The sequence below is a fragment of the Zobellia roscoffensis genome, assembly GCF_015330165.1.
GTDB classification, from domain to species: domain Bacteria; phylum Bacteroidota; class Bacteroidia; order Flavobacteriales; family Flavobacteriaceae; genus Zobellia; species Zobellia roscoffensis.
The window spans coordinates 1-26,626 of record NZ_JADDXT010000002.1; the positions used below are offsets into that span (position 1 = coordinate 1).

Genomic DNA, 26,626 nt, shown 5'->3' on the forward strand with positions numbered 1-26,626 from the left:
AAAAAATCGAAATCTTTTTCCCGACAACAAAAACAATACTTTACAAGGAACGTTTACTATTTTTTTACCCTAACCTAACAAACATCTTCATGCCTGTTTTGCGGGCTGCAAATGTAACACCCTTTTTCTTTTCTCAAAGAGTTTTTTGAATATTTTTTCAAAAATTACCCAAACCCCTTATATCCAGTAAATTATATTCCACACAAAAAAGAAGGGCCTTAAAATTAGATTTTTTTATTGATTCATACAAGTGTCAACACAAACTTTTACACTTAATGTTTTATTAATTTTTACTTTACATCCACATATATAAGAAGCAATGAAACAGTTTTTTCTAATTATAGGATTCTTTTTCATTTAGACCTAAAGACATCTTTATCAATTTTAAGCAACAAACACCTCATAAACTTAACCCTATATATTGTGTGCCTTGTAACTGTATACTATCTTTGCACCCTTATTACAAAAAATGGGCATGATAAAAATTACATTACCTGACGGAAATATAAAGGAGTTCACAAAAGGAAGCACTCCTATGGATATTGCAAAAAGTATTAGTGAAGGTCTTGCACGAAACGTGATTTCAGCAAAATTCAACGATACGACCGTAGAAACCGTCACCCCTCTTAATGAAGATGGGACACTTGTTCTTTACACATGGAACGACAAAGAAGGTAAAAAAGCTTTTTGGCACTCTTCTTCGCACATTGTTGCTCAAGCACTAGAAGAATTATATCCTGGTATAAAATTGACGATTGGGCCTGCTATTGAAAATGGTTTTTATTATGATGTTGATTTTGGCGAGCACACTCTTTCTGAAAAAGATTTTACTGCAATAGAAAAAAAGGCTCTTGAAATTGCTCGTGGCAAACATGATTTTAAACTAAGACCCATATCTAAAGCAGACGCTCTATCCTTATATAAGAGTCAAGGAAACGAATACAAGGTAGAACTTATCGAAAATCTTGAGGACGGCAGTATTACTTTTTGCGACCATGATACATTTACGGACTTGTGCCGCGGTGGACATATACCCAATACAGGTATTGTTAAAGCGATAAAAATACTAAATGTTGCAGGTGCTTACTGGAGGGGTGACGAAAACAAACCGCAACTAACCCGTGTTTATGGAATCTCTTTTCCAAAGCAGAAAGAGCTTACAGAATATCTTGCGCTAATAGAAGAAGCAAAAAAGCGCGACCATAGAAAACTTGGTAAAGAGCTTGAACTTTTTACATTCTCCCAAAAAGTTGGACAAGGATTGCCGTTGTGGCTTCCTAAAGGTGCTGCGCTAAGAGAGCGATTGGAAAACTTTTTAAAGAAAGCCCAAAAGAAAGCTGGTTACGAAATGGTGGTTACACCTCATATTGGCCAAAAAGAGCTTTATGTAACTTCAGGCCATTATGCTAAATACGGAGAGGACAGCTTTCAACCTATAAAAACTCCCAAAATGGACGAGGAGTTTTTATTAAAACCAATGAACTGTCCCCACCACTGTGAGATTTTCAATTTTAAACCACATTCCTATAAAGATTTACCAAAACGTTTTGCTGAGTTCGGTACGGTATATAGATACGAACAAAGTGGTGAACTTCATGGCCTAACCAGAGTAAGAGGTTTTACTCAAGATGATGCACACATTTTCTGTACCCCTGACCAACTTGATGAAGAATTTAAAAATGTTATAGACCTATCTTTATATGTATTGGGTTCTCTAGGGTTTGACAACTTCACAGCCCAAGTATCTGTAAGGGATTTGGATACGCCCGACAAATATATAGGTACTGTAGAGAACTGGGAAAAAGCAGAAAATGCTATTATCAATGCTGCCACAGAAAAGGGATTGGATTTCATAATTGAAAAAGGTGAAGCTGCTTTTTATGGCCCTAAACTAGATTTTATGGTGAAGGACGCCCTAGGCAGACAATGGCAATTAGGAACCATACAAGTAGATTACAACCTGCCTGAGCGTTTTGAACTTACTTACAAGGGAAGCGACAATGAATTGCACAGACCTATTATGATTCACCGTGCTCCTTTTGGCAGTATGGAAAGATTCATAGCCCTGTTACTGGAGCATACAGGAGGAAATTTTCCATTATGGTTGATACCTGAGCAAGCTATTGTACTGCCTGTGAGCGAGAAACACGAAAAATATGCCGAAAAAGTTTTAAATTCCTTAGAAAATGACGAAATTCGCGCCCTCGTTGATGATAGGAATGAGACCGTAGGTAAGAAAATACGTGAAGCTGAAATGAATAAAATTCCTTTTATGCTGATCGTTGGGGAGAACGAAGAAGCGTCAAACACTATTTCTGTTCGCAGACATGGCGGTGAGGATTTAGGCTCTATTACCCTTGAACAGTTTTCAGACTTGGTAACTAAAGAAATAAATAGTACCTTAAAGTCGTTTTAAAAAATTTAAGTTTAATTAAAAAGAATTAGTCATAGCAATACGAAAAAGATTTAGGCCCCAACCTAGGAGGGAAAATAAAAACCCTCACAAAATCAATGAAAAAATACTAGCACCTAAAGTAAGGTTGGTAGGTGACAACGTTGAAGTAGGTGTATACCCTATAAGGGTAGCTCTAGATAAATCGGAAGAAATGGGTTTGGACTTGGTAGAAATATCTCCAAACGCAGAACCACCGGTATGTAAGATTATAGATTACAAGAAGTTTCTTTACGAACAAAAGAAGCGTGAAAAAATCATGAAGGCCAAGGCCACAAAGGTTATCGTAAAAGAGATCCGTTTTGGTCCTAATACGGACGATCATGATTATGAATTTAAGAAAAAACACGCAGAAAAGTTCTTGCAGGACGGTGCTAAATTAAAAGCATACGTTTTCTTTAAGGGACGTTCTATAGTTTATAAAGATAAAGGTGAAATTTTACTTTTAAAACTTGCCCAAGATTTGGAAGAGTTAGGAAAAGTGGAACAATTACCAAGATTAGAGGGCAAGCGAATGACCATGTTCATAGCCCCTAAAACAAAAAAATAAACGTAACATAGTTTTACTATGATTACCAGAGAAAATACTGACATCTGTCCGCTATTTGCGGGCAGTTTCAGCATAAATAAGTGAGATTCATATAAATAGGAAAAATGCCTAAACAAAAAACAAAATCGAGTGCCAAAAAGCGTTTTAAGCTTACCGGTACTGGTAAAATTAAAAGGAAGCACGCTTTTAAGAGTCACATCTTGACTAAAAAGTCTAAAAAGCGTAAGCTTAAGTTAACACATGATGGATTAGTTCATCAAGCGGATGTTAACAGTATTAAAGAACAATTACGTTTAAAGTAATATTCTTTACGGTAAAAAAGTATTAACCATGGAGTTAGGCTCAAAAAGTGTGCACATGAAAGCACCGCCTACTACAAAAATTTAAAATTATGCCAAGATCAGTAAATGCAGTTGCTTCTAGAGCCAGAAGAAAAAAGGTGATGAAGCAAGCCAAAGGTTACTTTGGAAGACGTAAAAACGTTTGGACAGTAGCCAAAAATGCGGTAGAAAAAGCAATGTTATATGCTTACCGCGACAGAAGAAACAAGAAAAGAACCTTCCGTGCCCTATGGATTACCCGTATTAATGCAGGTGCCCGTTTACACGGATTGTCTTACTCTCAGTTTATGGGGAAATTAAAAGCTAGCGAAATTGAATTGAACAGAAAAGTTCTTGCAGATTTAGCAATGAATCATCCAGAAGCTTTTAAGGCCATCGTAGACCAGGTTAAATAAATTAAGAATACATCTCACTTAAAAAAAACCCAATACGCACGTATTGGGTTTTTTTATTCCCCGTAAGCCGTGATAACGAGGTTTCTGCCGGATGCATGGTTTCTATGCTCACAAAGATAAATTCCTTGCCAGATGCCAAGATTCAACTTACCATTAGTTACAGGAATTTGGACAGAAGCACCCATCAGAGATGCTTTAATGTGTGCCGGCATATCATCCGGCCCCTCATAAGTGTGAATATAGTACGGAGCGTTTTCGGGCACCATTTTATTCATGTGACTCTCAAAGTCTTGCCGCACCGTTGGGTCTGCGTTCTCATTAATAGTTAAACTTGCAGATGTATGCTTTATAAAAATCTGACACATGCCTTTCTTAATATTTTTTAGCTCTGGAAATAAGTACAATACTTCTTGGGTTACTAGATGAAAACCACGGTTATACGCTTTAAGTCTTATTTCTTTTTGATAAAATTTCATATAATTTATATATCAAATAAATGTAAAACTTTCTAAATACGAACCCTAATTAAATTATGAACAGATACCTTTGCATCTTCTAAAAAACACGCATGGATTTATCTAAAGTAAAAATGGTCGTCACAGATATGGACGGCACACTATTAAACTCTAATCATGAAGTAAGTGCTCGTTTTTTTGAGCTCTTTGAAAAAATGAAACAGCAAGGTATTATTTTCGTTGCTGCTAGTGGAAGACAATATCATAGTATTGTAGATAAACTGCTCCCTATTAAGGATGACATTATTGTTATTGCCGAAAACGGTGGTTTCGTCATGCAAAATGAAACCGAAATATTAGCTACACCACTACCATATGAGTCTAAGAATTCAGTTCTTGAAGTATTGGACCCCATTAAGAATATTCATCCGGTTCTTTGTGGTAAGCATAATGCCTATATAAAAAGTGATTCTGAAGAATTTGAAGCTAAACTACGCGAGTATTATACCGATTACAAGGTTGTTAATGATTTAAAAGATTTTGACGGAGAAATACTTAAAATCGCTATTTATCATTTTGAAAGCTCTGAAAAATATATCTATCCTTCTGTGGCTCACTTGGAAGAGACCTTAAAGGTGAAAGTATCCGGTGAAAACTGGGTAGATATCTCCAGTCCCAATGCACACAAGGGCTATGCACTTCAAAAGGTACAAGAGCGCTTTAATGTAACGCCAGCCGAAACCATGGTCTTTGGAGATTACAACAATGACCTTGAAATGCTAGCCCTTGCCGATTTTAGCTTCGCTATGAAAAATGCACACCCCAATGTAAAAAAGGCTGCAAAGTTTGAAACTCTGAACAATGACGAATTTGGTGTGGAAACCATATTGCAAAAACTCATTGAATCACATATATAAAAAAGGTTGCTCTTGTAGAGAGCAACCTTTTTAACAACTAACTCAAAAAATCATTTTGTTAAAACAAGCTTTTAGCTTTACCTAGAAGGTCTCCAGCTTCACCTCCTCCAAGAAGGCTTCCTATACTTCCTAAGTCAAAGCTACTATCAGCATCATCGTTTGACATGAATTTTTCTTTTAGACTATTTATTAAGTCCGGTGCTATATTATTTGCTTCAGATTGTGCCGATGAAGCGTCCATACCCTGGCCTTGTAAAATTCCTGCAAGTTTACCTACAATAAGTTTAAAAACGTCATTGTCTTCAGAAGTATTACCGTCATTAGAAAATAAACTGGTAATGGAACCCAAATCCCCGGCCGATATATTTTCCATCAAACTATTCACCAAGGCGGCAGAACCTTGTTCTGCTGCAGCTGTAGTTTCACCTTCACCCAAAGAATTGGGTGCCATCGCATCTTTTAATTTATCAAAAGCCAAGCTTTTCAATTGATCTATCATAGTTTTATCATTTTAATTTAAATCGTATTAATTATCAGAGTGGTAAAGTATCATCTCTTCGTTCAATATTTAAGACACCGGTGTTCTTTAAAAAGTCACAAAATTTTTATGCCTTTTACCTAGAGTTCCTAGGAAACACCCATAACTATCATGTATTCAGATTATTGAAAACCGAAATTATTTTTCCCTCAGATGTGCCATTTCACAGTAGAAAACATATCTAATTATGCCTAATGAGGCGAACAACAATATGATTGAAAATATATATTGGCCAAATAATATTTACGACAAATTGGTAAGCAAAAGACTAGGCAAATACCCCATAGTCTTCTTAAAGGCAACTGTAAAATGTTGTGGGTTGGAATATCCTACTTCATAAGATGCTTGGGCAATGGTGTAATTTTCCTCTAACACCAAAAGTCTCGCCTTTTCCATACGAAGCTGTGTAATAAACTTAAAGATTGTGGTTTGATGCACCTTCTTGAAACAACTTTTTAGTTTGGTAGTATTGAATCCAGCTATTTCGGACAGTTCCTTAATGGTTAATTTCCGCTTAAGGTTCTGTTTAATATATGAAACCACTTCATCTATGACCTCCTTATCCAAAGCAGATAGTGTTACATTCTTCCCTACCTCCTCCATACTATTATCTTTCCCTAAAAACACCTCTATCATCAAGCATCGTATTTGGGATTCTATAAAATTGGTTCTGGCGCTTCCGGTATATGAACAATGTAAAATTTCTAAGAGTAAGAGCCTTAATTTATTAGATATAGGCCTCCCTTCGCTCCATAGGTATTTTGGTTTTTTTATGGAAGTATCAACGAAATTCTCAAAAGCAGAATCAGTCTCTGCCCCGAATAAGTCTTCAAGAAACTCCTTAGTAAAAAAAATATCTACTGAAACATACTCTTTTCCCTTGAGCTTTTCAACTCCTATGATTTTTGGCCATTGCACAAGATTGTAGCTTCCAGAGTTAATATTTACTTTGATTTTATTTTCTACACTTATAAACTTATAGTTGCCTTCAAGCAAAAAATGGATTCCGAAACAGAAATGGGTATTTTCATATTCTATCCTAGAAAAACTGTCTAAACCTAACTTCCTCAATAGTACCGAAGCCCCATCTAACAGTAATTCCTCTTGACCTCCCTCACCTCCTTTTCCAAGTGTACATGCTTTAGTCTGCATAGCAGTATTATAAGCCAATTCTCTGGAATTAACGCCATTGTCAATACTATGTTTCGTAATTGGAAAAAGGCCTATTCTCATTTATTCTTAATTCGTAACTAAAACTTCCTTTTGCGTTATTCCTACCCCAAATCCTAGGTTAGTTTTGCAAAGTTATTTATTTAGACTAAATCTTAATAAAAACAAACAGATTTTTTTGAAAATAATATGAAGAACTTATTTACGGCTTTCTTTTTCTTAGCAATCTTATCCATTCATGGACAAGAAACTTTAGGCGTTATATCTGGTGTAGTGAGTGATGCCTCTGGAAAGCCTTTGCCTTTTACAAGTGTTTTGTTAGAGGGGCTAAAACTTGGTGTTTTAACAGATGACAATGGCGCGTACAGCCTTGATAAAGTTCCTTTTGGCACACATAAAATCGTCGCATCTTTTATTGGGTACGGCACCCGCTCAAAAACAGTTGAAGTCAATAAAAATACTAACAATATTAAACTCAGTTTTACACTGGAGGAAAACGTTGAGAATCTAAACGAGGTTACGGTAAATGGCAAGAGCAAAGAGACAGAACTTGAAACCCAAGGTTTTGCTGTAAATGCCATCAACACACAAGAAGCCAGCCTTAGAAGTATTCAAACCAACGATTTATTGAACACTACAGTTGGGGTTAAAATACGTCAAAATGGAGGTTTAGGATCTAATGTTCAATATAGTCTTAATGGTTTATCAGGTAGGTCCGTAAGTATATTTATAGATGGTATACCCATTTCTATTTATGGATCCTCTTTTAGCCTAAATAGCATTCCTCCATCCATGATTAAGAATATTGAAGTGTACAAAGGAGTGGTGCCAGGGCATTTATCTAGCGACGCTATAGGCGGAGCCATTAATATTGTACTACATAAAGGAGCCAAAAATAACTTGAATGCTTCCGTTTCATATGGTTCTTTTAACACCTTACAGACCAATTTAAACGGAGCATATAGATTTGACAAATCCGGATTTACCGTCAAAGCATCCGCTTTTCATAACTACTCGGATAACGACTATAAAATCTCAGGGAGAACCATTGTAGATATTGCTCCCAATGGAGTAGAAACCCCCATCGTTGCTAGAAGGTTTCATGATGCTTACCGTTCTACAGGAGGTATGGTGCAAATAGGATACACCAATGTTAGTTGGGCCGATCAGTTCTTAATAGGAGTTACGGCTTCTGATGAATATAATGAAGTACAACATGGTACTTTCGTAACTAAACTTCCTTATAAAGGACGCTTTTTAGAATCTGACGCCATATTAGGAAATCTAACGTATCAAAAGAGAGATATTTTCGTTAAAGGGCTTGATCTTAATATCACCGGTGTATATGGTAAGCGTAATCGCATCATAAATGACACCGTTCCCGAAGCTTATAGTTGGACGGGAGAAAGAAGAGTTGGTTTTGATGGTGAGTACCTTGATTACATATGGGATTCCCAAAATGAAAATGGACCAACACTGGCCAAAATAGTCAGAAATGTATCTTCTGTTCGTTCAGGTCTATCATACGCCATTAATGACAACCATAAAGTCTTGCTGAACCATGTATATAGCGGTGTTGACCGAGAAGATAGTGATGCAATGATATCGCTACTAGAAAACACTTTTCAACAAACAAGTGATTTATATAAGCATATTACTTCTTTAAGTTATGAGGTTAATGCCTTTGATGAAAAACTAAACTTAAATGCTTTTGGAAAATACTATCAACAAAAAGTTAAGAATACCCAACCTGAATTTAATGAAGACAATACCGAAGTCGTAGATGAAGTTTATGATAGTAACGTAGATTATACCGGGTATGGCTTTGCTGCTTCGTACATCATTATTCCTACCGTTACCATATTAACATCTGCCGAAAAAGCTATTCGCTTACCAAGTGAAAACGAAGTTTTTGGAGATGCGGGAGACAATTTGCTCCCTAACTTAACCATTAAACCAGAAACAAGCAACAATTTAAATTTAGGTTTTAGACTTGGGAAGTTCAATATAAACAAGCATGGCCTTACACTCGCTGCCAACTTTTTTTCCCGAAATATTGAAAACAGAATTGGGTTGCCTACCAATGCCGATGCACTAAGAGACAGTGATGAGTTTGTTCAGTATACCAATTTAGAAAATACAGCCGAATCTAAAGGTATTGAAGCAGAATTCAATTATACCTACAATAACAACCTTGGGTTTAATTTCAATATAACCCATATGAGTTTGACCACGGTAAATTCAGGTATTAAAACCGACGTTCCTAACGTACCCCTATCTACCATGAACGCTGGTCTGCGGTATACCATTAAAGATTTAATCCAATCAAAATCAGTAATCAATCTTTTTTATAACGCTTACTACACAGATGAATTTGCATTCAAGTTTGCTGCAGGAACCAATACTACAGGAGAGGATGAATTTTTAATTCCACAACAGTTTGCTCACGACTTTGGCCTAAGCTATACTTTCCCAAAAAAGGATTTTGTATTGAGTCTTGATGTTAAAAATATTTTTGATCAAGACATCTATGACAATTTATCGGTTCAAAAACCAGGAAGAGGCTTTTATTTTAAACTCAATTATACAATCAATAATTTTTAAATATCTAAATAGAATCTATTATGAAACGACCCGTATTAAATTTGAAATCATATGCCATTGCCATATTTGCCGTTGGTTTTATGACTGCTTGTAGCAGCGATGACAATACAGTAGCACCGGAAACTGAACAAGAAGAGGTGGAAGAAGTAGAAAAGGAAGAAGAAGAGGTAGAATCAAGATGGATTACCATAGCTGGAGCCAAAATGGGAGACAACCCAGGAGATGGAAACGGTGGAACTCTTATATATTCCGTAACCAGTGAAGATGCTAAAGACCCTACGGTACAAATAGACCCTTTTAACAATGGTTTTGTAGCCCCGTCTAATAGAACGGCAAGATTACAAGCTTCAGAAGACGGTAACACTGTTTTTAATATCAGTTATGCTGGTGACACTGGAGGTAATTATACCAAATACACAGTAAATGGAGGTAGTGATTTTGAGCTAACAGGTTCAGAAATCAGTATTGCTCCTTATGTGGGTACTGCTCCAAGATGGATAAAATTGTTTGACGGAGATAACACCGGTTCTGCTGTATACGTATCTACCGAGCATCAAGTTGATGATAACGGTACTCCTAATGAAGTTACCGATGACACCTACATACGCACAAGTCAAACTATAGGTGTAGTTACCTTAGATTTAGTTGATTCTAAAATAAACGCATTTGAAGAACATGAAATCGGACTAAGTGATGAAGAAGAGGCACAAGGTTATTATATCTCTAGAATAGATATGCCTACTTTAAATGAGGCTGGAGACAAATTATACATTGGTGCTCGAGTAAGTAAAATAGACCCAACTACACTTGAAAGTGATGAGACTGATTACGAAATTTTAGGATCCAAAACTATTGTATTAGATTACCCTTCTTTGTTAAACCCAACTGTAATTACATCAGGTGTTGGCCACGGTAATACTAATGGATACCGTAGTATCAATTCTTTTGAATATGGTGGAAGCGTTTACCAAGCCAACCAAAGTGACCCTGAAGGTTCTTATATCTTAAAAATTGGAGCAAACAACCTATATGATGATTCATATGACTTTAATTTAGATGATGCTCTAGGTGTAACCGGTGCATACGTTTTGGCATGGAGACCTGCAGCCAATGGAAAAGCAGTTTTGGCTTATCGTCATGATGGGTCTGCAGAAGGTATTTCCGGTAGAGGAGAAAGCTTTTTTGCATTAGTGGATTTGAACGCAAAAACCGCAACTCAAATAAACGATATTCCTTACGAAGTAGATTTTGAATTATTCCAGTACCAAGGTTATGCGGTTGACGGAACGGAAATCTATCTTACTCAAGCACCAGTTGGTCAAAATGGTAATATATATATTGTAGAGACCGAGACCGGTGCAGTAACAAAAGGTGCTGAATTGGTTAATGCTACAGGCAGCCATTTCATTGGCGCTTGGTAAACTATTAAAATCACTAGGTATAAAATACCATTATCGGGCTTAATGTCCGGTAATGGTTTTAACAAATTAGAACCTAAATTATACGAACATGAAGACAGCTATTTTTAGAAATTTCGTTTTAGTTCTCAGCTTCGCTCTGGTATCCATCAGTACCATGGCCCAGCGAGGAGGCCCAAAAGACCCTAATACTTTATTAAATAGAAGTTTTTGGGAGAAAAAACCAAGTATTAGTACTATTGAAGCTACTATAAAAGAAGGTCACTCGGCCACGGTAGCTAACGGTGGTGGTTTTGATGCAACTACCTTTGCATTATTGGCAGACAGCCCTTTAGCCACAATAAAATATTTGGTTGAGCAGGGTAATGACGTAAACAAAAAAACACATGATTCCCGTACCTATATTTTCTGGGCTGCTTACAGTGGGAACGTAGAAGCAATGGAATACCTAATTGAGAAAGGTGCCAAACTAGACGTAGTGGATTCTCACGGGTACTACCCTAGTGCTTTTGCTTCTGCAGGCGGACAAACAGATCCAAAAATTTATGAATTGTTGATTGCCAATGGTGCCGATTTAAAAAATGAAAAAGACCATCATGGCGCTAACATAATCTTAGTGGCAGTGTCCAACGCTAAAGACCTTAAATTCACAGATTATTTAATCTCTAAAGGTCTAAATATCAACGCTACGGATAAGGACGGTAACGGTATCTTTTATTATGCAGCAAAAGGTGGAAACATTGATGTTCTTAAAGCTCTAAAAGAACGTGGTGTTTCAACAACTAAAAATGATAAAACCGGTGATAATGCTATTCTTGCTGCAAGTAGAGTTGGCCGTGGCGGTAGCAACGGCATAGCCGTTTTCCAATATTTGGAAGGACTGGGTATTGCACCTAATGTTGTTTCTAAGGAAGGTACCACACCATTACATAATTTAGCATCATCTAAAGACATTAAAGTTTTGGACTACTTCATATCAAAAGATGTAGATCCAAATGCGGTAGATGCAGAAGGCCAAACGGCCCTAATAAAAGCTGCCGGAAGAAATGAGTTGGAGGTTATCACTTATTTTACTGAGACAACCGATAACATCAACCATGCCGATAAAGATGGCCATACCGCTCTAACCGCTGCCATTCAAAACAACAGTGCAGACGTAGTAACGTATTTAATCTCTAAAGGGGCTAGTGTAGATGTTCTTGATAAAAACGGAAACAACTTGGTTTCTTACCTTTTTAACGGTCGTGGTAAACCTCGTGAATTTGATGCTAAAGTTGCTGCGTTAAAGGGTAAAGGTCTTGATTTTACACAACTACAAGGCGATAATAGCACGGTATGGCATTTAGCAGTTGCAAAAAACAACCTAGGTCTGCTCAAAAAGGTAAAGACGTTTAGTGCAGATATCAACGGCAAGGATAAAGATGGCAACACCCCGTTACATTATGCGGCCATGAAAACCGAAAATGCAGAAATCTTGAAGTTTTTGATTGCAAATGGAGCCGACTTAAAGTCTACTACCGAATTTGGTGAAACTGCCCACGATTTAGCAAGCGAGAACGAATTGTTGGCCAAAAACAAGGTTAATCTTCAATTTTTAAACTAGTTCCCCATGAAAAATTCAATAATCAAGACCGTTGGTGCACTTGGCTTAGCGTCTGCTTTCTTTTTATTATCCTCTTTTGTAAAAGAGCCGGAAGTGAGTTATAAGTGTATGATTCAAATGATGAACTATACTGGCGAAAAGGCCTATGTAGTTGTTTCTTTGATTAACCCTGACGGTGCATACGAAAAGACACTTTATGTTCAAGGAGATGATAAAGAATGGTTCCCGGATTTAAAAAACTGGTGGGAGTTCAGTGACGGTACCAAGGAAAATGTAGATGCCATTTCAGGGGCTACCATTGGCAACGGAGAGCGGAATATTATATCTTTGGGCTTCAATGCCGCTCATATTGATGCGGGTTATAAAGTTCGTTTTGAGTCTGCGGTAGAGAATCAAGAATACTATGCCGTAGATGCAGAAATTCCATTGAACTCTGCTACGATTAAGGAAAAAGTAGACGGAAAAGGTTACATCCGTTATATAAGAATGGTACCTAACAGATAGCTTTTATGATTGTATCGGTATGGAGATATAGCCATTTACTATTTGCAATTATATCTTCTATTTTTCTTCTGATTGCTTCCATTACGGGTGTGATTCTTGCTGTAGAACCAATTTCGAATAAAATTGAACCCTACAGTGTTTCAGGTGCCGATGAGCTTTCTTTGGCCGAAACCTTAGAAAATCTTAATGCGAAATACGAAGAAATATTGGCTATATCACGTGACCGAAATGGTTTCATAAGTGTAACTGCCATTGTAGATGGGAAGAATGAAGCATTTTATGTTAATCCGTTTACAGGTGAAAGATTAGGGGCTTTACTTCAAAAGAAGCCCCTTTTTCAGTTTGCCACTAACCTTCACCGTTCTCTTTTTTTAAAATCTACAGGGCGCTTTCTTATTGGCCTTGCCTCATTTTTATTGATTCTTATTACTATTTCGGGTATAGTACTTATAGCTAAAAGACAAGGTGGCTATAGACAATTCTTTGCTCCTGTAGTTCGTGAAAATTTTTCTCAATACAACCATGTGGTTTATGCGAGGTTTTCACTTATTCCCTTATTGGTATTAGCAATTACCGGAGTTTATCTTTCTTTACTACGGTTTGATGTTATTCCGGATACTCAGGTTGCTTTGCAAGTCGATTTTGATTCCATTCAAGAAGAACCTTTTAAAGAATATACGGAATTTGACCTGTTCAAAACTACACCTCTATCCGAGCTACGCGAGTTGGAATACCCCTTTTCGGAATTTGTTGAAGATTATTATATCATTAGACTGAAGAATAAAGAAGTATACCTAAATCAGGTTACTGGCGATGTACTGGCGGAAGAAAAATACCCTACAGTACAGGTCATGTCTTCTTGGGCTACTGTATTACACACCGGAGAAGGGAGTATCTTATGGTCTATTGTACTTGGTTTGGGAAGCCTAGCCATTCCCTTTCTAACCGTAACGGGCTTTATCGTATACTTCAAAAGGCCTAAAACAAAAATTAAAAACACCTATAATAAGAACGAAGGTACGTATGTAGTTTTAGTAGGAACTGAAGGAGGAACCACACTTCAATTTGCTCAAGAATTCCATAAACAACTATTATCCATCGGAAAAAAAAGTCATTTAGCCTTGATGAATCAATATACCCATTTCAAAAAAATGGAGCATTTGATTGTTATAACCGCGACTTACGGGCAGGGAGAAGCTCCTGCATCCGCCGAAAAATTCGTGCACCTGGTTAAAAAACATCCGCAAAAACAAGCTTTTAATTTTAGTGTAGTAGGTTTTGGATCTACGGCCTACCCCAATTTTTGTCAGTTTGCCTACGAAACTCATGAAGTCCTAGAAACTTCAAATAACAGTACGGCTTTGCAAGAGGTATTTACGGTTAACGACCAATCATTTGAAGCTTTCAATAATTGGTGCGCCACATGGTCTAAGAAGGTAGGATTAAATATTCTCCTAGAAAAGCCAAAATTAGCTACCAACTCCTTACCTCCTTCCACATTTGAAGTCATCAATAAGGCAGAAATACCCGAAGATGACACATTTCTTTTGAGCTTGAAAAATCTAAACGATTCCAAACCCATTTCTGGTGATTTACTATCCGTAATTCCGGAAGAAGGTGCTCGTGAGCGATTGTATTCCATAGGTAAATTGAATGCGGAAACTTTATTGATTAGCATTAGGAGGCATGAACAAGGATTGTGTTCCAACTATTTGCACCAACTTGGGCAGAATGAAAAACTGACTGCTACTGTAGTGGACAATAGAAATTTCCACTTTCCAAAAAATGCAAAAAAGACCATCTTTATAGCTACTGGAACTGGTATAGGACCCTTCCTTGGAATGATAGAAGAGAATAGCCATAAGAAAGAAATCCATATGTATTGGGGAGCGCGAACTACCAATTCATTCAATCTGTACAAAAATTATATAGACAAGGCCCTACAAGATGGAAAGCTTACGAATTTCAAAAATGCGTACTCACGTAATCAACCTGAAAAAATCTATGTACAACATCTAATAAAACAGGATAAAGAACTGTTTGTAGAGGTTCTTAAAAAGAAGGGTTGTATTATGATTTGTGGATCCATTGCCATGCAAAAAGAAGTGCTCCAGGAACTACAGCAACTCTGCAACGAACATCTTGGCAAAGACTTGAGCCACTATCAAAATCGTAAGCAAATTAAGATGGATTGTTATTAAAGCAACCACCTAGCATCTTTAGGTCTTCTGCTTCTTCTTCCTGGCAGCAGGAAACAGAACATTGTTTAGTATCAGTCGATACCCAGGAGAATTGGGGTGTAACTCCAATTCCGTTTTTGGGTCCCCTACCCTGTGCTGGTAATCTTCTGGGTCGTGACCACCGTAGAACGTAAAAAAGCCTTTCCCTTTTACACCATGAATATAGCGGGCTTCTCCATTCAATTTATTTTCGCCTAAGACCATTACCGTTGGTTTAACCTCATCTCTATTGAACGCCGTAGTCTGCCCCATAAAACCCTTTACCAAAGCCGTGTGATTTTGGCAAAGCATAGTAGGAACGGCATCCCATTTTGCAGAAAAATCCATTAATGAAAAATAATCGGACTCCTTGGGAACATTACCCCTTTTACTTGTCATATCAATTGAAGAAAACTCATATTTCAGCGGATTCCTTTCCAGGGTAAAGTCCGTAAAGGCAAACGTTTTATCATAATCCAATTGACTTTGATAGTTCGCATCGGAAGGGTCATTATCGAACATGGGTTCGCAAATATCAACACCTTCTGCAGAAAGCGCAATATCAAAACTATCCGTAGCAGAGCACATAGCGAACATAAACCCCCCACCTATAACATACTTCCTTATTTTTTGGGCTACGGCACTTTTTTCTTCCGAAACTTTTGAAAATCCATGTGTGTGAGCTAGTGCCTCAGCCTCCTTTTTTTGTTCTATATACCAAGGGGCAGCACGGTACGCTCCATAAAACTTACCGTATTGACCTGTAAAATCTTCGTGGTGTAAGTGCAGCCAATCGTACAACGCCAACTTATCGCCCAATACTTCCTCATCATAAACGGTAACATATGGAATCTCCGCATAGGTCAGCACCATAGTTACGGCATCGTCCCAAGGTTGATTTCCTTTGGGGGAATAGACTGCAATCTTCGGAGCTTTTTCAAGAATTACAGCATCTTGATTTTTAGATGGACTACTGATTTCCGATAAAATATTTGCCGCTTGACTATCAGATAAAATTTCAAAGGAAACTCCTCTAATTTGACATTCTTTACGGATAACATCTCCATCGGGCAGTAAAAAAGAACCTCCTCTATAATTCAGAAGCCATTGCACTTTCTGCTGCTTATTGAGTACCCAATAGGTAATTCCGTAGGCTTTAAGGTGGTCTTTCTGACCCTCGGCATCCATAGGAATTAAAATGGAGGATGCTGAAAGTTGCAAAACACCAATTAAGATGAAAAGAATTGACAAAAGCGATTTCACCATATTTCTAGCACTTTATTTTTTCTAAAGATACTTGAAAAACTGCGCTTTTTATCTTCACTCAAAGTTAAAGCTATTAGAAAACTAACTGATTTTGGGAATTTCTCTTCTATTAAAACGGAACATCATCATCACTAGGAGGCATGTTATCGTTCATAGAACTACCAAAAGCTTCGTTCGCATCTGGTAAGTTCGGCGTAATAAAAGGATTGTCCTCGTTCTCGTTCATTTTAGATTGGAACTCAAAAGGAGAGTCAAAATCGTCTAGGTTATCAAACTTACCGAGGTTACCGATAAATTTCAAACGAATATTTTCCAGACCACCATTACGGTGTTTGGCAACAATAAACTCCGCCTGACCTTGTGTTGGGCTTCGTTCTTCGTCATCCCATTCATCAATTTTATAATATTCAGGACGGAAAATAAACGACACAATATCCGCATCCTGCTCAATCGCACCAGATTCACGTAAATCCGAAAGTAAAGGTCTTTTACTACCTCCACGGGTTTCAACCGCACGTGAAAGCTGAGATAGTGCAATTACGGGTATATTCAATTCTTTTGCCAATGCCTTAAGGTTACGCGAAATGGTAGAAATTTCCTGTTCACGGTTTCCTCCTTTACCGGTTCCACCAGCAGTCATTAACTGCAAATAATCAATAATAATTATCTTAATATCATGCTGTGAAGCCAAACGTCTGGCCTTTGCCCGCAAGTCAAAAATAGATAAAGAAGGCGTATCATCAATAAACAACGGTGCTTTCTCTAGCGCTTTTACTTTTACGTTCAGCTGCTCCCACTCGTGCTTTTCTAATTTACCGGTTCTCAATTTTTCGGATGAAAGTCCGGTTTCCGAAGAAATCAAACGTGTAATCAACTGTACAGAAGACATCTCACAGGAAAAGAAAGCAACACCTTGCCCACTATCTACAGCAATATTTCTTGCCATGGATAATGTTAATGCGGTTTTACCCATACCGGGACGTGCCGCTACAATAATTAAATCACTAGGCTGCCAACCCGAAGTAAGTTTATCTAATTTATCAAAGCCGGTGGCGATACCACTCATCCCCTCTTTATTGGAAATCTCTTCAATCTTTTTCTTTGCCTGAATTACCAAATCCATAGCCGTCTCCGCAGAACGCTTTAGGTTACCTTGAGTAACATCGTATAATTTAGATTCCGCACTATCTAAAAGGTCAAAAACATCGGTTCCTTCATCATATGCCTCTTCAATAATCTCATTGGAAATTTTAATCAAGCTCCGCTGAATGTACTTCTGCAGAATAATACGTGCATGGAACTCAATATGAGCCGATGAAGCCACTTTTTGAGTCAGTTTAATGAGGTAAAAATCACCTCCTATGGCATCTAACCTTCCGTCTCGCTTTAATTGGGAAGAAACCGTTAATAAATCCACTGGTTCGGAACTTTCGAACAGCTTAAAAATGGATTCATAGATGTATCGATGGGCATCTTTATAGAAAACATCAGGATGAAGGATATCTATTACTTCATCTACACCCTTTTTATCAATCATCATAGCACCCAACACAACCTCTTCTAAATCAACAGATTGAGGTGGAATTTTACCTCTTTCTAAATTGATTAGGGTTGACTTGTCTATTTTGCGTCCGACGACCGGATTAATTTTTTCCATTTTACGAAATTATGCAATTAACTAAAAAATAAAGAGAAGTATAGTTAACAGGTAATGAACATTACCGTGTTAATAAGTTACAATTTTATGTTGATAACAAAAAAAATCTGAGAAAAGTCTTCCTCAGATTTTAATCAGCTTGTAAAAAGTGTCCGTTAACCGTTAAAAACACCCATTTGGGCGTATTTATCCATTCGGGTATTGACTAATTCTTTTGGGGATAACTTTTCTAAAGCTTTAAATTGGGTCAAAATTTTATTTTTCACCACGTCAAAAGTCTTTTCCCTATTTGCATGTGCACCGCCCGCAGGTTCGCGTACGATTTCATCGATTAATTTTAATTTTTTCATATCGGTAGCAGTAAGTTTTAATGCCTCTGCAGCTACTTCCTTATACTCCCAACTTCTCCAAAGAATAGAAGAACAAGATTCCGGAGAAATTACCGAATACCATGTGTTTTCCAACATCAACACTTTGTCTCCTACACCTATACCCAAAGCTCCACCGGAAGCTCCTTCACCAATTATTACAACAATAATTGGCACTTTAAGACGGGTCATCTCTAAAATGTTACGGGCTATTGCCTCTCCTTGCCCACGTTCTTCCGCCTCAATACCGGCAGCGCCACCAGGAGTATCTATAAAACACACCACAGGCACATTAAATTTCTCCGCAGATTTCATTAAACGCAGTGCTTTACGATAGCCTTCTGGGTTGGCCATACCAAAGTTACGGTACTGTCTTGTCTTTGTATTATATCCTTTTTGTTGACCGATGAACATAAAGCTCTGGTCGCCAATTTTACCAAGACCACCGATCATAGCCTTATCATCTTTTACATTTCTATCTCCGTGAAGTTCTAGAAAAGTATCGCCACAAATAGCGTTGATGTAGTCTAAAGTATAGGGCCTATTTGGATGCCTAGATAACTGTACCCGTTGCCAGGCCGTAAGGTTTTTGTAGATTTCTTTACGGGTATCCGCTAACTTCTTTTCAATCTGTTTACAGGTTTCCGTTACATCTACTTCGCTTTCTTCCCCAATAATCATGCATTTATCCAGCTGCTCTTCAAGCTCTTTTATCGGGAGTTCAAAATCGAGATATTCCATTAGTGTAATAGGTTTAGTTTGATGGACAAATATAGAACTTTAAGCTTATCTCCTGAAGGGTTTTTTAAACCTTCTCCTATTTTTAAGGATTCCGTTGGCAAGAACCGTCAATAAGATAATGCCTCCACCCACATAAAACAGGGGATTCATTTTTTCTGATTCGCCTAAAATAAAATAAGCTAAAATTATGCCGTACACAGGCTCTAAGTTAATAGTGAGCATTACCGTGTAAGGACTAATGTATTTTAAAATTTTTACCGATGCAATAAAGGCATAGGCCGTACAAATTGAAGCTAGAATAAACAAATACAACCAATCGTTCTGCGAGAGTGAAAAAAATTGAGCGTCAAAACTACCTTGAAACGCTAAAAAGATAGTCAGCAATCCCACTCCGCTCACCAACTCATAAAATGAGATTACGGAAGGTCTTTCCTTTTGAATCAGCTTTCCATTGATAAGTGAAAAAAGAGCCGATAAAAATGCAGAAACCAGTGCCAATAGTATTCCATAAAGATACTGCGTATCTACCTTAAAAATTAAATACAGCCCTAGCATAACCACAATACCAAAAACAATCTCATACCAAATCATCTTGCGCTTGTACCAAAAAGGTTCTATTAAAGCTGTAAAAAATGCACCTGTTGAAATAGTAGCCAGCGTAATGGAAACATTAGAAACTTTAATGGACAAAAAGAAGGTAACCCAATGCAACGCAATTACAACACCTGCACCTAATAAAGACCATAGCATGGGGCGGGAAACTTTAAGGGAATATTTTTTAGCTTTTAGATATAATAAGATAAATACGGCCGCAATAAGCATACGATACCAGACCAGCGGCATAGCGTCTAGGGTAATCAATTTACCCAATACCGCTGTGAAGCCCCAAATAAAGACAATAAAATGTAAGTGTAGGTAATTTTTTAACTGCGCCCCCATAAAAGCCTATTTAGACGTACAAGCGTTATCGTTTTGCCTTCTGCAACAACACTACTGCAAGAATCCCAAAAATCATATTTGGTACAAGTACCGCTAAAAGAGGAGAAAAACCAGACTGCTCCGCTAGTGTACCAAAAACTTTATCAAAAAAGACAAACACGAATGCCACTATAATTCCAAAAGCAAGGTTTACTCCCATACCACCTCGTCTTTTAACCGACGAAACCGCAACCGCTATGATAGTAAGAATAAAGGCTGTTATTGGCAACGCCCACCGTTTGTATTTCACCAATACATAGGTGTTTATATTGGAAGCGCCTTTAAGTTTTTGGTCTTTTATAAAGCGATTCAACTCAAAAATATTTTTGGTTTCCGCTGCGTAAGATACTGGGGTAAGGTCACCTATCTTAAAGGAAAAAAGCGTATCCAAACGCCTCTTGGTCTCTACCAGTGCGGTATCTTCCAATATTCTGCGTTTCTTATAGGTAGTTAAACGGTATACACTGTCTTTGTCTACGTAACGGATATTGGCCGCAGAAATCTTAAACTCAAGCTCATTCTCATCATTAAATCGCTCAAAGGTAAAATTGTAACCAATCTCCCTTGCCGGATCAAAACTGCTCACATAAATAAAATCATTGGCGTTTAATTGGGTAAAAATATTATTGGTAACCCTATCTTGTTTCCCTTTTTTTAGATACTTGTATTTAAATTCGTTAAACCCTTTACTGGCATTGGGCACGATAAACATACCCATGATGAACATAATTATAGCAATAATGGATGCTCCGATTATATAGGGGCGTAAAAATCTATTATAAGAAACCCCTGAACTTAAAATAGCTACAATTTCCGTATTGCCGGCCAGTTTAGAAGTAAAGAAAATAATGGATAGAAAAAGAAAAATAGGAAATAGTAAACTTCCAATATAAATGGTAAAGTTTCCAAAATAGATAAGTATTTCATCCAATGGAGCCTCATTGGCCTGCATCTTTCCTATTTGTTCCGCCAAATGGGCCATGATACCAATAGGAATGAACAGCAATATCATCACCGAGAAAGTGACGAGATATCGTTTTAATATATATTTATCCAGTATTGTTAACACTACAATCGTTTATCCATTTGTTTCACCATACGATTCTTCCATTCGGTAAAATCCCCTGCTAAAATATGCTTTCGCGCTTCACGTGTCAACCAAAGATAAAACCCAAGGTTATGAATGGTAGCTATCTGCTTGCCCAAATATTCCTTGGCAACGAACAAATGCCTTAAGTACGCCTTTGAATATTCAGTATCTACAAAAGTCAATCCCATTTCATCTATAGGAGAAAAATCATCCTCCCATTTTTTGTTCTTTATGTTGATGGTACCATGTGCGGTAAACAACATTCCGTTTCTAGCATTTCGGGTAGGCATCACACAATCAAACATATCAATACCTAAAGCAATATTCTCTAGAATATTAATTGGCGTACCCACACCCATTAAATATCTAGGCTTGTCCTCTGGCAGAATCTCGCAAACCACTTCGGTCATGGCATACATTTCCTCTGCCGGTTCACCAACGGAAAGACCACCAATAGCATTGCCTTCAGCACCTACGCCTGCAATATATTCTGCTGATCGTTTTCTCAAGTCCGTATACGTAGAACCTTGTACTATTGGGAAAAAAGTCTGTGCGTAATCATATTCAAAAGGCGTCTTTTTAAGATGCGCAATACAACGCTCCAACCACCTATGCGTCATATGCATAGACCGTTCCGCATAGCGATAATCGCAAGGGTAAGGTGTACATTCATCAAATGCCATTATAATATCCGCCCCGATCACACGCTGAATTTCCATTACATTTTCGGGTGTAAATAGATGGGTTGAGCCGTCTATATGCGACTTGAATTTTACTCCTTCCTCCTTAATTTTTCGGTTTCCCGAAAGTGAGTATACTTGGTATCCCCCACTATCGGTCAAGATATTTCTATCCCATCCCATAAATTTATGGAGCCCACCCGCTTTCTTTAGAATGTCGGTTTTAGGCCGTAGAAAAAGGTGATAGGTATTCCCTAATATGATATCTGGGTTTATTTCCTCTTTCAATTCACGTTGGTGTACACTTTTTACGGAACCAACAGTGCCAACCGGCATGAATATAGGGGTTTCAATTGCTCCGTGATCAGTAACCATGGTTCCTGCACGAGCTTTACTTTGGGGGTCTGTATGATGTAAGGTAAATTTCAAAATAATATTTATGGGCGCAAAGATAAACAACTGCTTAGCATAATAGCCTTAACGAAAAAATAAAGTTTGCACGAGTTTAAACCTCAAATGTAAAAATACTTTCTTTGGCGCAACGCTCTTCTAGTTTTACTAATATTCAGTATAAATAAACCGCTATTGTTCAAAACGTTGCTATCTGTTGCTTTTATCACTCTTTTTTTGATTTGAGGGCAAAAATAAACAAGGTCCTATTTGTATTCCCAAAAGATTGCGATTACATTTGAAAACTACTAAAAACGAACATTTACAAATGGCAAAATTAGACGAACTACAAGATATCGTAGTACAGACCCGAAGGGATATTCTACGTATGGTACATAAAGTAAATTCAGGTCACCCAGGAGGTTCTTTGGGCTGTACTGAATTTTTGGTCGCACTTTATAATGAAGTAATGGACCTTAAAGAAGGATTTGATATGGACGGTAAGGACGAAGACCTTTTCTTCCTTTCCAACGGTCACATATCCCCTGTATTTTACAGCGTTTTAGCTAGAAAAGGATATTTTCCTGTTGAGGAACTAAACACATTCCGTTTATTGGACTCACGTTTACAGGGGCACCCAACTACACATGAAGGCCTTCCGGGGGTTCGTGTAGCTTCGGGCTCATTGGGTCAAGGTATGTCTGTTGCCATTGGTGCTGCAGCAGCAAAAAAGTTGAACGGCGATGACAAATTGGTTTATAGCCTACATGGCGATGGAGAATTACAAGAAGGTCAAAACTGGGAAGCAATTATGTATGCCGCCGGAAACAAAGTAGACAATCTAATTTCTACAATTGACCGAAACGGACAACAAATTGACGGACCAACAGAAGAGGTACTTCCACTAGGAAACCTAAAAGAAAAGTTTGAAGTTTTTGGATGGGATGTTCTTGAAGTTGCGGAAGGAAACAATCTTGAAGCCGTTATAAACGGGCTTAAAGAAGCAAAGAGCAGAACCGGAAAAGGAAAACCGGTCTGTATCATCCTTGATACAATGATGGGTAACGGTGTAGATTTTATGATGCACACGCACGCATGGCACGGTAAAGCGCCAAGCGATGAGCAGTTGGAAAACGCACTAGGACAGAATCCTGAAACCTTAGGAGACTATTAAAATTCCGTAACTATCTTAAATTTTAGATTTCCGCTTGGCGGAAACGACAAAAACGAAATACAATGACAAAATATATAGATCAAGGAAAAAATGATACTAGAAGTGGCTACGGAGAGGCCATGACCGAGCTAGGAAGAACCAACCCTAATGTTGTAGCTCTTTGTGCCGATTTGGTAGGATCACTAAAAATTCAGCCTTTTATTGATGAGAACCCAGAGCGTTTCTTTCAAATAGGTATTGCAGAAGCAAACATGATGGGTATTGCCGCGGGTATGACCATTGGTGGGAAAATTCCCTTTGCAAGTACGTTCGCCAACTTTGCCACAGGTAGAGTTTACGATCAGATCCGCCAGTCCATTGCTTACTCTAACAAAAACGTAAAAATATGTGCTTCGCACGCCGGTGTTACTTTAGGTGAAGATGGTGCTACCCACCAGATTCTAGAAGATATTGGTATGATGAAAATGCTTCCGGGCATGACTGTCATCAACCCTTGTGATTTTAACCAAACAAAAGCTGCTACTTTAGCAATAGCTGAATATGACGGTCCTGTATACTTGCGTTTTGGAAGACCAAAAGTAGCCAACTTTACCCCAGTTGACCAAAAGTTCGAAATTGGTAAAGCTGTTATGCTTAGCGAGGGTACGGACGTTACTATTGTTGCTACCGGCCATTTGGTTTGGGAAGCTTTAATTGCCGCCGAAAAACTAGAAGAACAAGGTATCTCCGCAGAGGTAATCAACATACACACTATCAAACCTTTTGATGAGGAAGCGGTGTTAAAATCAGTTAAAAAAACAGGCTGTGTTGTATCTGCCGAAGAACATAATTACTTAGGTGGCCTTGGTGAGACTATTGCTAGAACCCTTACAGTTCAGCATCCTGCGCCGCAAGAGTTTGTTGCAACACAAGATACTTTTGGTGAAAGCGGTACCCCAGACCAGTTAATGGAGAAATACGGACTAAACAATAAAGCTATTGAGAAGGCCGTTTTAAGGGTATTGAAAAGGAAATAACAATGGTATCGTTTTTGATACCGTTGTAAGTATTAAAAAACGAGAACATATGAAAAAAACACTCCTTACAGCAGTTTTTGCTTTGGTAAGCATTGCTGCATTTTCACAAAAAGATTTGGTAGAAATTGGTGTAAAAGCTGGTTTAAACTACAGCGCTAACGGAGATTATTTTGAGTCAATCGGTGATGCGGCAAGAGATCCTGACCGAAACATGGGTTACCACTTGGGACTTTTCGGAAAAGTAGACTTAAACCGCCTTTATCTTAGACCAGAATTGGTCTATACCAAAACCAAATCTGATTATAACGGTGATAAATTTGACATTAGTAAGTTAGATTTACCCCTATTAGTTGGTATTAAAGTTATTGGTCCGTTGCATGTTTTTGCAGGACCTTCGTTCCAATATATTCTTGATACCGAATTTGATGGTATCTCTATAGACGATATTGAAAACGATTTTAGCGTTGGAGCCAATATAGGTGCTGGAGTTGATTTAGGTAAATTAGGTATTGACATTAGATACGAACGAGGCTTTAACAGCAACGAAGCTACCTTTATCAATACGAACATTACCAACTTAGGACCAAGTCGTGTAGATGCTCGGCCAGATCAGTTGATCGTTAGTTTGTCTTTGACGTTATAAGGAAACTGTTATTATAAAAAGAAAGCCCGAAACCATATGGTTTCGGGCTTTCTTTTTATATCCTAGAATTACCTTTTAATTGGAATCCGAATCTAAATAATCTGGGGTACCGTCTTCATCAGCATCATCATTAAACAAATAGCCATCATTATTAGTATCTTCTTCAATGGACGGCGTTCCATCACTATCGTGGTCTGTCTGTTTAGTAGCCAACATATCCAACTTAAATATTAACGGTGTATAAGCAGGTATTACCCCACTTGTTAAATTATAATACCCTAAACCTGAAGGAAATATGAACATACCTATTCCATAATCATCTACGGAATACGTACCATCTTCATTGATTACTGCTGGCGCACCACCCTTTAAAAGAGATGCCCCTTCGGAAAAACCTCTAGCGGGTGTACCCGAAAATGTGGAAGTTGCCGGAGCCTGTAAACTAGCCAAATCAAACCACACTGGATCATCTACACTGCCATCATCAAAAATAGTCCCGTCTATAAGGTTACCTGAATAACGAACAAAAGCCGAATCCGCAACACTCAAAGCATCACCTACACCTTCTCTTACTTCTAAAAAATACAAGGTATGGGTTACCGTAGTTTCTGGACCATCAATAAAGTAATGACTAGAAGGCACATCCACTTCAATAGGAGTCATTTGGTCAATCAGCGGTATTTTATCCGTATCCCCCTCACCTATTTCCATTACGTCAATTTTATAATCAAAATCTTCCGTAGGTGATTGAAACTCCTCGTAGTTGTAATAATGCGTTTTAAGATATTCCTGAATCTCAGCTTCATCATCCACCAAAATTTCGGCCAGTGGCTTTGCTGGTTCAATAGTGGCACCGCCATCATCGTTATTACAAGAGTACAGTACAACTACCAATGCCAATAAGGCAACTACGCGATTCATTATCATCTATTCAATTTTACAGGCGGCAAGATACAATTTTCCCTTATTTTTGTGGAAAGCCTTAACAAAGATTTTTAATAGTTATGCGAATTGATAAGTACTTATGGAGCACCCGCTATTTCAAGACCCGAAACATTGCTTCTACTGCCTGTAAAAAAGGGCAGGTGAAAATTAATGACCAAGTGGCAAAACCATCAAGAGAAGTCTACCCAATGGATAAAATTATAGTCCGTAAGGAGCAAATTAACCTTCAACTTACGGTTTTGGACATACCGAAAAGCCGAGTGGGCGCCAAATTGGTAAATATATATAGAACAGACACCACACCCAAGGAAGCTTTTGAACACAACGAATTACTGAAACAGGCAAAGGAACATTACCGCAAAAAAGGAACAGGAAGACCTACCAAAAAAGACCGCCGGGATATTGAAGATTACCTGGATGATCCAGATGCCGCACCAGATAGTTTTATAAGCCCGGAATAAAAAAGAGAAGATTTACCAACGGTTGGCTATCTTTGAAATGAAAATACCCAT

The 26,626-nt window shown here is 37.9% G+C and carries 24 protein-coding genes; 14 read left to right on the top strand and 10 right to left on the bottom strand.

What is annotated here, in order from left to right:
• Positions 1 to 475: 475 nt before the first annotated feature.
• The 4 genes from thrS (at position 476) to rplT (ending at position 3,738) form a co-directional block, all read left to right on the top strand.
• The gene (gene thrS, locus IWC72_RS00005; protein ID WP_194528419.1) at positions 476 to 2,416 is read left to right on the top strand and encodes a threonine--tRNA ligase; all 1,941 of its coding nucleotides are present in this window, start codon (positions 476 to 478) and stop codon (positions 2,414 to 2,416) included.
• Positions 2,417 to 2,453: 37 nt separating this feature from the next.
• Entirely contained in the window at positions 2,454 to 3,002 is a 549-nt protein-coding gene (gene infC, locus IWC72_RS00010; protein ID WP_317171424.1) for a translation initiation factor IF-3, read from the top strand.
• Between the two features lie 104 nt (positions 3,003 to 3,106).
• A complete protein-coding gene (rpmI, locus tag IWC72_RS00015) occupies positions 3,107 to 3,304 on the top strand; it encodes a 50S ribosomal protein L35 (protein WP_027064530.1) in 198 nt (65 codons plus the stop codon).
• An 89-nt stretch (positions 3,305 to 3,393) separates the two neighbouring features.
• Entirely contained in the window at positions 3,394 to 3,738 is a 345-nt protein-coding gene (gene rplT / locus IWC72_RS00020; RefSeq protein ID WP_194524229.1) for a 50S ribosomal protein L20, read from the top strand.
• Positions 3,739 to 3,791: 53 nt separating this feature from the next.
• On the opposite strand, the gene IWC72_RS00025 is transcribed toward rplT, so the two are convergent.
• Complete coding sequence (locus IWC72_RS00025; RefSeq protein WP_194528420.1) at positions 3,792 to 4,214, bottom strand: secondary thiamine-phosphate synthase enzyme YjbQ; 423 nt, start codon at positions 4,212 to 4,214, stop codon at positions 3,792 to 3,794.
• Between the two features lie 92 nt (positions 4,215 to 4,306).
• On the opposite strand from IWC72_RS00025, the gene IWC72_RS00030 reads away from it, so the two are divergent.
• Entirely contained in the window at positions 4,307 to 5,110 is an 804-nt protein-coding gene (locus tag IWC72_RS00030; RefSeq protein WP_194528421.1) for an HAD family hydrolase, read from the top strand.
• Between the two features lie 58 nt (positions 5,111 to 5,168).
• On the opposite strand, the gene IWC72_RS00035 is transcribed toward IWC72_RS00030, so the two are convergent.
• Positions 5,169 to 5,609 (bottom strand): hypothetical protein, encoded by a 441-nt coding sequence (locus IWC72_RS00035; protein ID WP_194528422.1) that lies wholly within the window; start codon positions 5,607 to 5,609, stop codon positions 5,169 to 5,171.
• Positions 5,610 to 5,891: 282 nt separating this feature from the next.
• A complete protein-coding gene (locus tag IWC72_RS00040; RefSeq protein ID WP_194528423.1) occupies positions 5,892 to 6,881 on the bottom strand; it encodes a helix-turn-helix domain-containing protein in 990 nt (329 codons plus the stop codon).
• Positions 6,882 to 7,007: 126 nt separating this feature from the next.
• Between IWC72_RS00040 and IWC72_RS00045 the strand changes: the two genes are divergently transcribed.
• From IWC72_RS00045 to IWC72_RS00065, 5 genes are all read left to right on the top strand, one after another.
• Positions 7,008 to 9,422 carry a TonB-dependent receptor gene (locus tag IWC72_RS00045; protein WP_194528424.1) on the top strand — a complete coding sequence of 805 codons (2,415 nt, stop codon included), beginning with the start codon at positions 7,008 to 7,010 and terminating at the stop codon, positions 9,420 to 9,422.
• A 20-nt stretch (positions 9,423 to 9,442) separates the two neighbouring features.
• Positions 9,443 to 10,843: a hypothetical protein gene (locus tag IWC72_RS00050; RefSeq protein WP_194524235.1), complete on the top strand. Its 1,401-nt coding sequence runs from the start codon at positions 9,443 to 9,445 to the stop codon at positions 10,841 to 10,843.
• Positions 10,844 to 10,931: 88 nt separating this feature from the next.
• Positions 10,932 to 12,443, top strand: coding sequence for an ankyrin repeat domain-containing protein (locus tag IWC72_RS00055; RefSeq protein ID WP_194524236.1), 1,512 nt, complete (start codon positions 10,932 to 10,934; stop codon positions 12,441 to 12,443).
• Between the two features lie 6 nt (positions 12,444 to 12,449).
• A complete protein-coding gene (locus IWC72_RS00060) occupies positions 12,450 to 12,947 on the top strand; it encodes a DUF2271 domain-containing protein (RefSeq protein ID WP_194524237.1) in 498 nt (165 codons plus the stop codon).
• A gap of 5 nt (positions 12,948 to 12,952) precedes the next feature.
• Positions 12,953 to 15,148: a PepSY domain-containing protein gene (locus IWC72_RS00065; protein ID WP_194528425.1), complete on the top strand. Its 2,196-nt coding sequence runs from the start codon at positions 12,953 to 12,955 to the stop codon at positions 15,146 to 15,148.
• 18 nt (positions 15,149 to 15,166) lie between these two features.
• Here the strand turns inward: IWC72_RS00065 and IWC72_RS00070 are convergent, their stop codons facing one another.
• The 6 genes from IWC72_RS00070 to tgt form a co-directional block, all read right to left on the bottom strand.
• Positions 15,167 to 16,432 carry an asparagine synthetase B gene (locus IWC72_RS00070; protein ID WP_194528426.1) on the bottom strand — a complete coding sequence of 422 codons (1,266 nt, stop codon included), beginning with the start codon at positions 16,430 to 16,432 and terminating at the stop codon, positions 15,167 to 15,169.
• Between the two features lie 109 nt (positions 16,433 to 16,541).
• Complete coding sequence (gene dnaB / locus IWC72_RS00075) at positions 16,542 to 18,089, bottom strand: replicative DNA helicase (protein ID WP_194528427.1); 1,548 nt, start codon at positions 18,087 to 18,089, stop codon at positions 16,542 to 16,544.
• 155 nt (positions 18,090 to 18,244) lie between these two features.
• The gene (locus tag IWC72_RS00080; RefSeq protein WP_194524242.1) at positions 18,245 to 19,198 is read right to left on the bottom strand and encodes an acetyl-CoA carboxylase carboxyltransferase subunit alpha; all 954 of its coding nucleotides are present in this window, start codon (positions 19,196 to 19,198) and stop codon (positions 18,245 to 18,247) included.
• A 45-nt stretch (positions 19,199 to 19,243) separates the two neighbouring features.
• Entirely contained in the window at positions 19,244 to 20,137 is an 894-nt protein-coding gene (locus IWC72_RS00085) for a DMT family transporter (RefSeq protein WP_194528428.1), read from the bottom strand.
• A gap of 25 nt (positions 20,138 to 20,162) precedes the next feature.
• A complete protein-coding gene (locus tag IWC72_RS00090; RefSeq protein ID WP_194524244.1) occupies positions 20,163 to 21,245 on the bottom strand; it encodes an LptF/LptG family permease in 1,083 nt (360 codons plus the stop codon).
• Positions 21,245 to 22,375 (bottom strand): tRNA guanosine(34) transglycosylase Tgt, encoded by a 1,131-nt coding sequence (tgt, locus tag IWC72_RS00095; protein WP_194528429.1) that lies wholly within the window; start codon positions 22,373 to 22,375, stop codon positions 21,245 to 21,247. The genes IWC72_RS00090 and tgt overlap by 1 nt, the downstream gene beginning before the upstream one ends.
• A 259-nt stretch (positions 22,376 to 22,634) precedes the next feature.
• Here tgt and IWC72_RS00100 point away from each other — a divergent pair, with 259 nt between their 5' ends.
• From IWC72_RS00100 to IWC72_RS00110, 3 genes are all read left to right on the top strand, one after another.
• Entirely contained in the window at positions 22,635 to 23,510 is an 876-nt protein-coding gene (locus tag IWC72_RS00100; protein ID WP_226979451.1) for a transketolase, read from the top strand.
• A 62-nt stretch (positions 23,511 to 23,572) separates the two neighbouring features.
• Positions 23,573 to 24,526 (top strand): transketolase family protein, encoded by a 954-nt coding sequence (locus tag IWC72_RS00105; RefSeq protein WP_194524247.1) that lies wholly within the window; start codon positions 23,573 to 23,575, stop codon positions 24,524 to 24,526.
• A gap of 49 nt (positions 24,527 to 24,575) precedes the next feature.
• Complete coding sequence (locus IWC72_RS00110) at positions 24,576 to 25,169, top strand: porin family protein (RefSeq protein WP_194528431.1); 594 nt, start codon at positions 24,576 to 24,578, stop codon at positions 25,167 to 25,169.
• Between the two features lie 75 nt (positions 25,170 to 25,244).
• Here IWC72_RS00110 and IWC72_RS00115 read toward each other — a convergent pair whose 3' ends face one another.
• Positions 25,245 to 26,096: an FKBP-type peptidyl-prolyl cis-trans isomerase gene (locus tag IWC72_RS00115; RefSeq protein WP_194524249.1), complete on the bottom strand. Its 852-nt coding sequence runs from the start codon at positions 26,094 to 26,096 to the stop codon at positions 25,245 to 25,247.
• 77 nt (positions 26,097 to 26,173) lie between these two features.
• Here IWC72_RS00115 and IWC72_RS00120 point away from each other — a divergent pair, with 77 nt between their 5' ends.
• Positions 26,174 to 26,575: an RNA-binding S4 domain-containing protein gene (locus IWC72_RS00120; RefSeq protein WP_194524250.1), complete on the top strand. Its 402-nt coding sequence runs from the start codon at positions 26,174 to 26,176 to the stop codon at positions 26,573 to 26,575.
• The last annotated feature ends 51 nt before the right edge of the window (positions 26,576 to 26,626 follow it).

Bases quoted from the DNA above. Each gene is read 5' to 3' on its own strand.
- thrS (WP_194528419.1), top strand. From the start codon at position 476: ATGATAAAAATTACATTACCTGACGGAAATATAAAGGAGTTCACAAAA.
- rpmI (WP_027064530.1), top strand. From the start codon at position 3,107: ATGCCTAAACAAAAAACAAAATCGAGTGCCAAAAAGCGTTTTAAGCTT.
- rplT (WP_194524229.1), top strand. From the start codon at position 3,394: ATGCCAAGATCAGTAAATGCAGTTGCTTCTAGAGCCAGAAGAAAAAAG.
- IWC72_RS00025 (WP_194528420.1), bottom strand. From the start codon at position 4,214: ATGAAATTTTATCAAAAAGAAATAAGACTTAAAGCGTATAACCGTGGT.
- IWC72_RS00030 (WP_194528421.1), top strand. From the start codon at position 4,307: ATGGATTTATCTAAAGTAAAAATGGTCGTCACAGATATGGACGGCACA.
- IWC72_RS00035 (WP_194528422.1), bottom strand. From the start codon at position 5,609: ATGATAGATCAATTGAAAAGCTTGGCTTTTGATAAATTAAAAGATGCG.
- IWC72_RS00040 (WP_194528423.1), bottom strand. From the start codon at position 6,881: ATGAGAATAGGCCTTTTTCCAATTACGAAACATAGTATTGACAATGGC.
- IWC72_RS00045 (WP_194528424.1), top strand. From the start codon at position 7,008: ATGAAGAACTTATTTACGGCTTTCTTTTTCTTAGCAATCTTATCCATT.
- IWC72_RS00050 (WP_194524235.1), top strand. From the start codon at position 9,443: ATGAAACGACCCGTATTAAATTTGAAATCATATGCCATTGCCATATTT.
- IWC72_RS00055 (WP_194524236.1), top strand. From the start codon at position 10,932: ATGAAGACAGCTATTTTTAGAAATTTCGTTTTAGTTCTCAGCTTCGCT.
- IWC72_RS00060 (WP_194524237.1), top strand. From the start codon at position 12,450: ATGAAAAATTCAATAATCAAGACCGTTGGTGCACTTGGCTTAGCGTCT.
- IWC72_RS00065 (WP_194528425.1), top strand. From the start codon at position 12,953: ATGATTGTATCGGTATGGAGATATAGCCATTTACTATTTGCAATTATA.
- IWC72_RS00070 (WP_194528426.1), bottom strand. From the start codon at position 16,432: ATGGTGAAATCGCTTTTGTCAATTCTTTTCATCTTAATTGGTGTTTTG.
- dnaB (WP_194528427.1), bottom strand. From the start codon at position 18,089: ATGGAAAAAATTAATCCGGTCGTCGGACGCAAAATAGACAAGTCAACC.
- IWC72_RS00080 (WP_194524242.1), bottom strand. From the start codon at position 19,198: ATGGAATATCTCGATTTTGAACTCCCGATAAAAGAGCTTGAAGAGCAG.
- IWC72_RS00085 (WP_194528428.1), bottom strand. From the start codon at position 20,137: ATGGGGGCGCAGTTAAAAAATTACCTACACTTACATTTTATTGTCTTT.
- IWC72_RS00105 (WP_194524247.1), top strand. From the start codon at position 23,573: ATGACAAAATATATAGATCAAGGAAAAAATGATACTAGAAGTGGCTAC.
- IWC72_RS00110 (WP_194528431.1), top strand. From the start codon at position 24,576: ATGAAAAAAACACTCCTTACAGCAGTTTTTGCTTTGGTAAGCATTGCT.
- IWC72_RS00115 (WP_194524249.1), bottom strand. From the start codon at position 26,096: ATGATAATGAATCGCGTAGTTGCCTTATTGGCATTGGTAGTTGTACTG.
- IWC72_RS00120 (WP_194524250.1), top strand. From the start codon at position 26,174: ATGCGAATTGATAAGTACTTATGGAGCACCCGCTATTTCAAGACCCGA.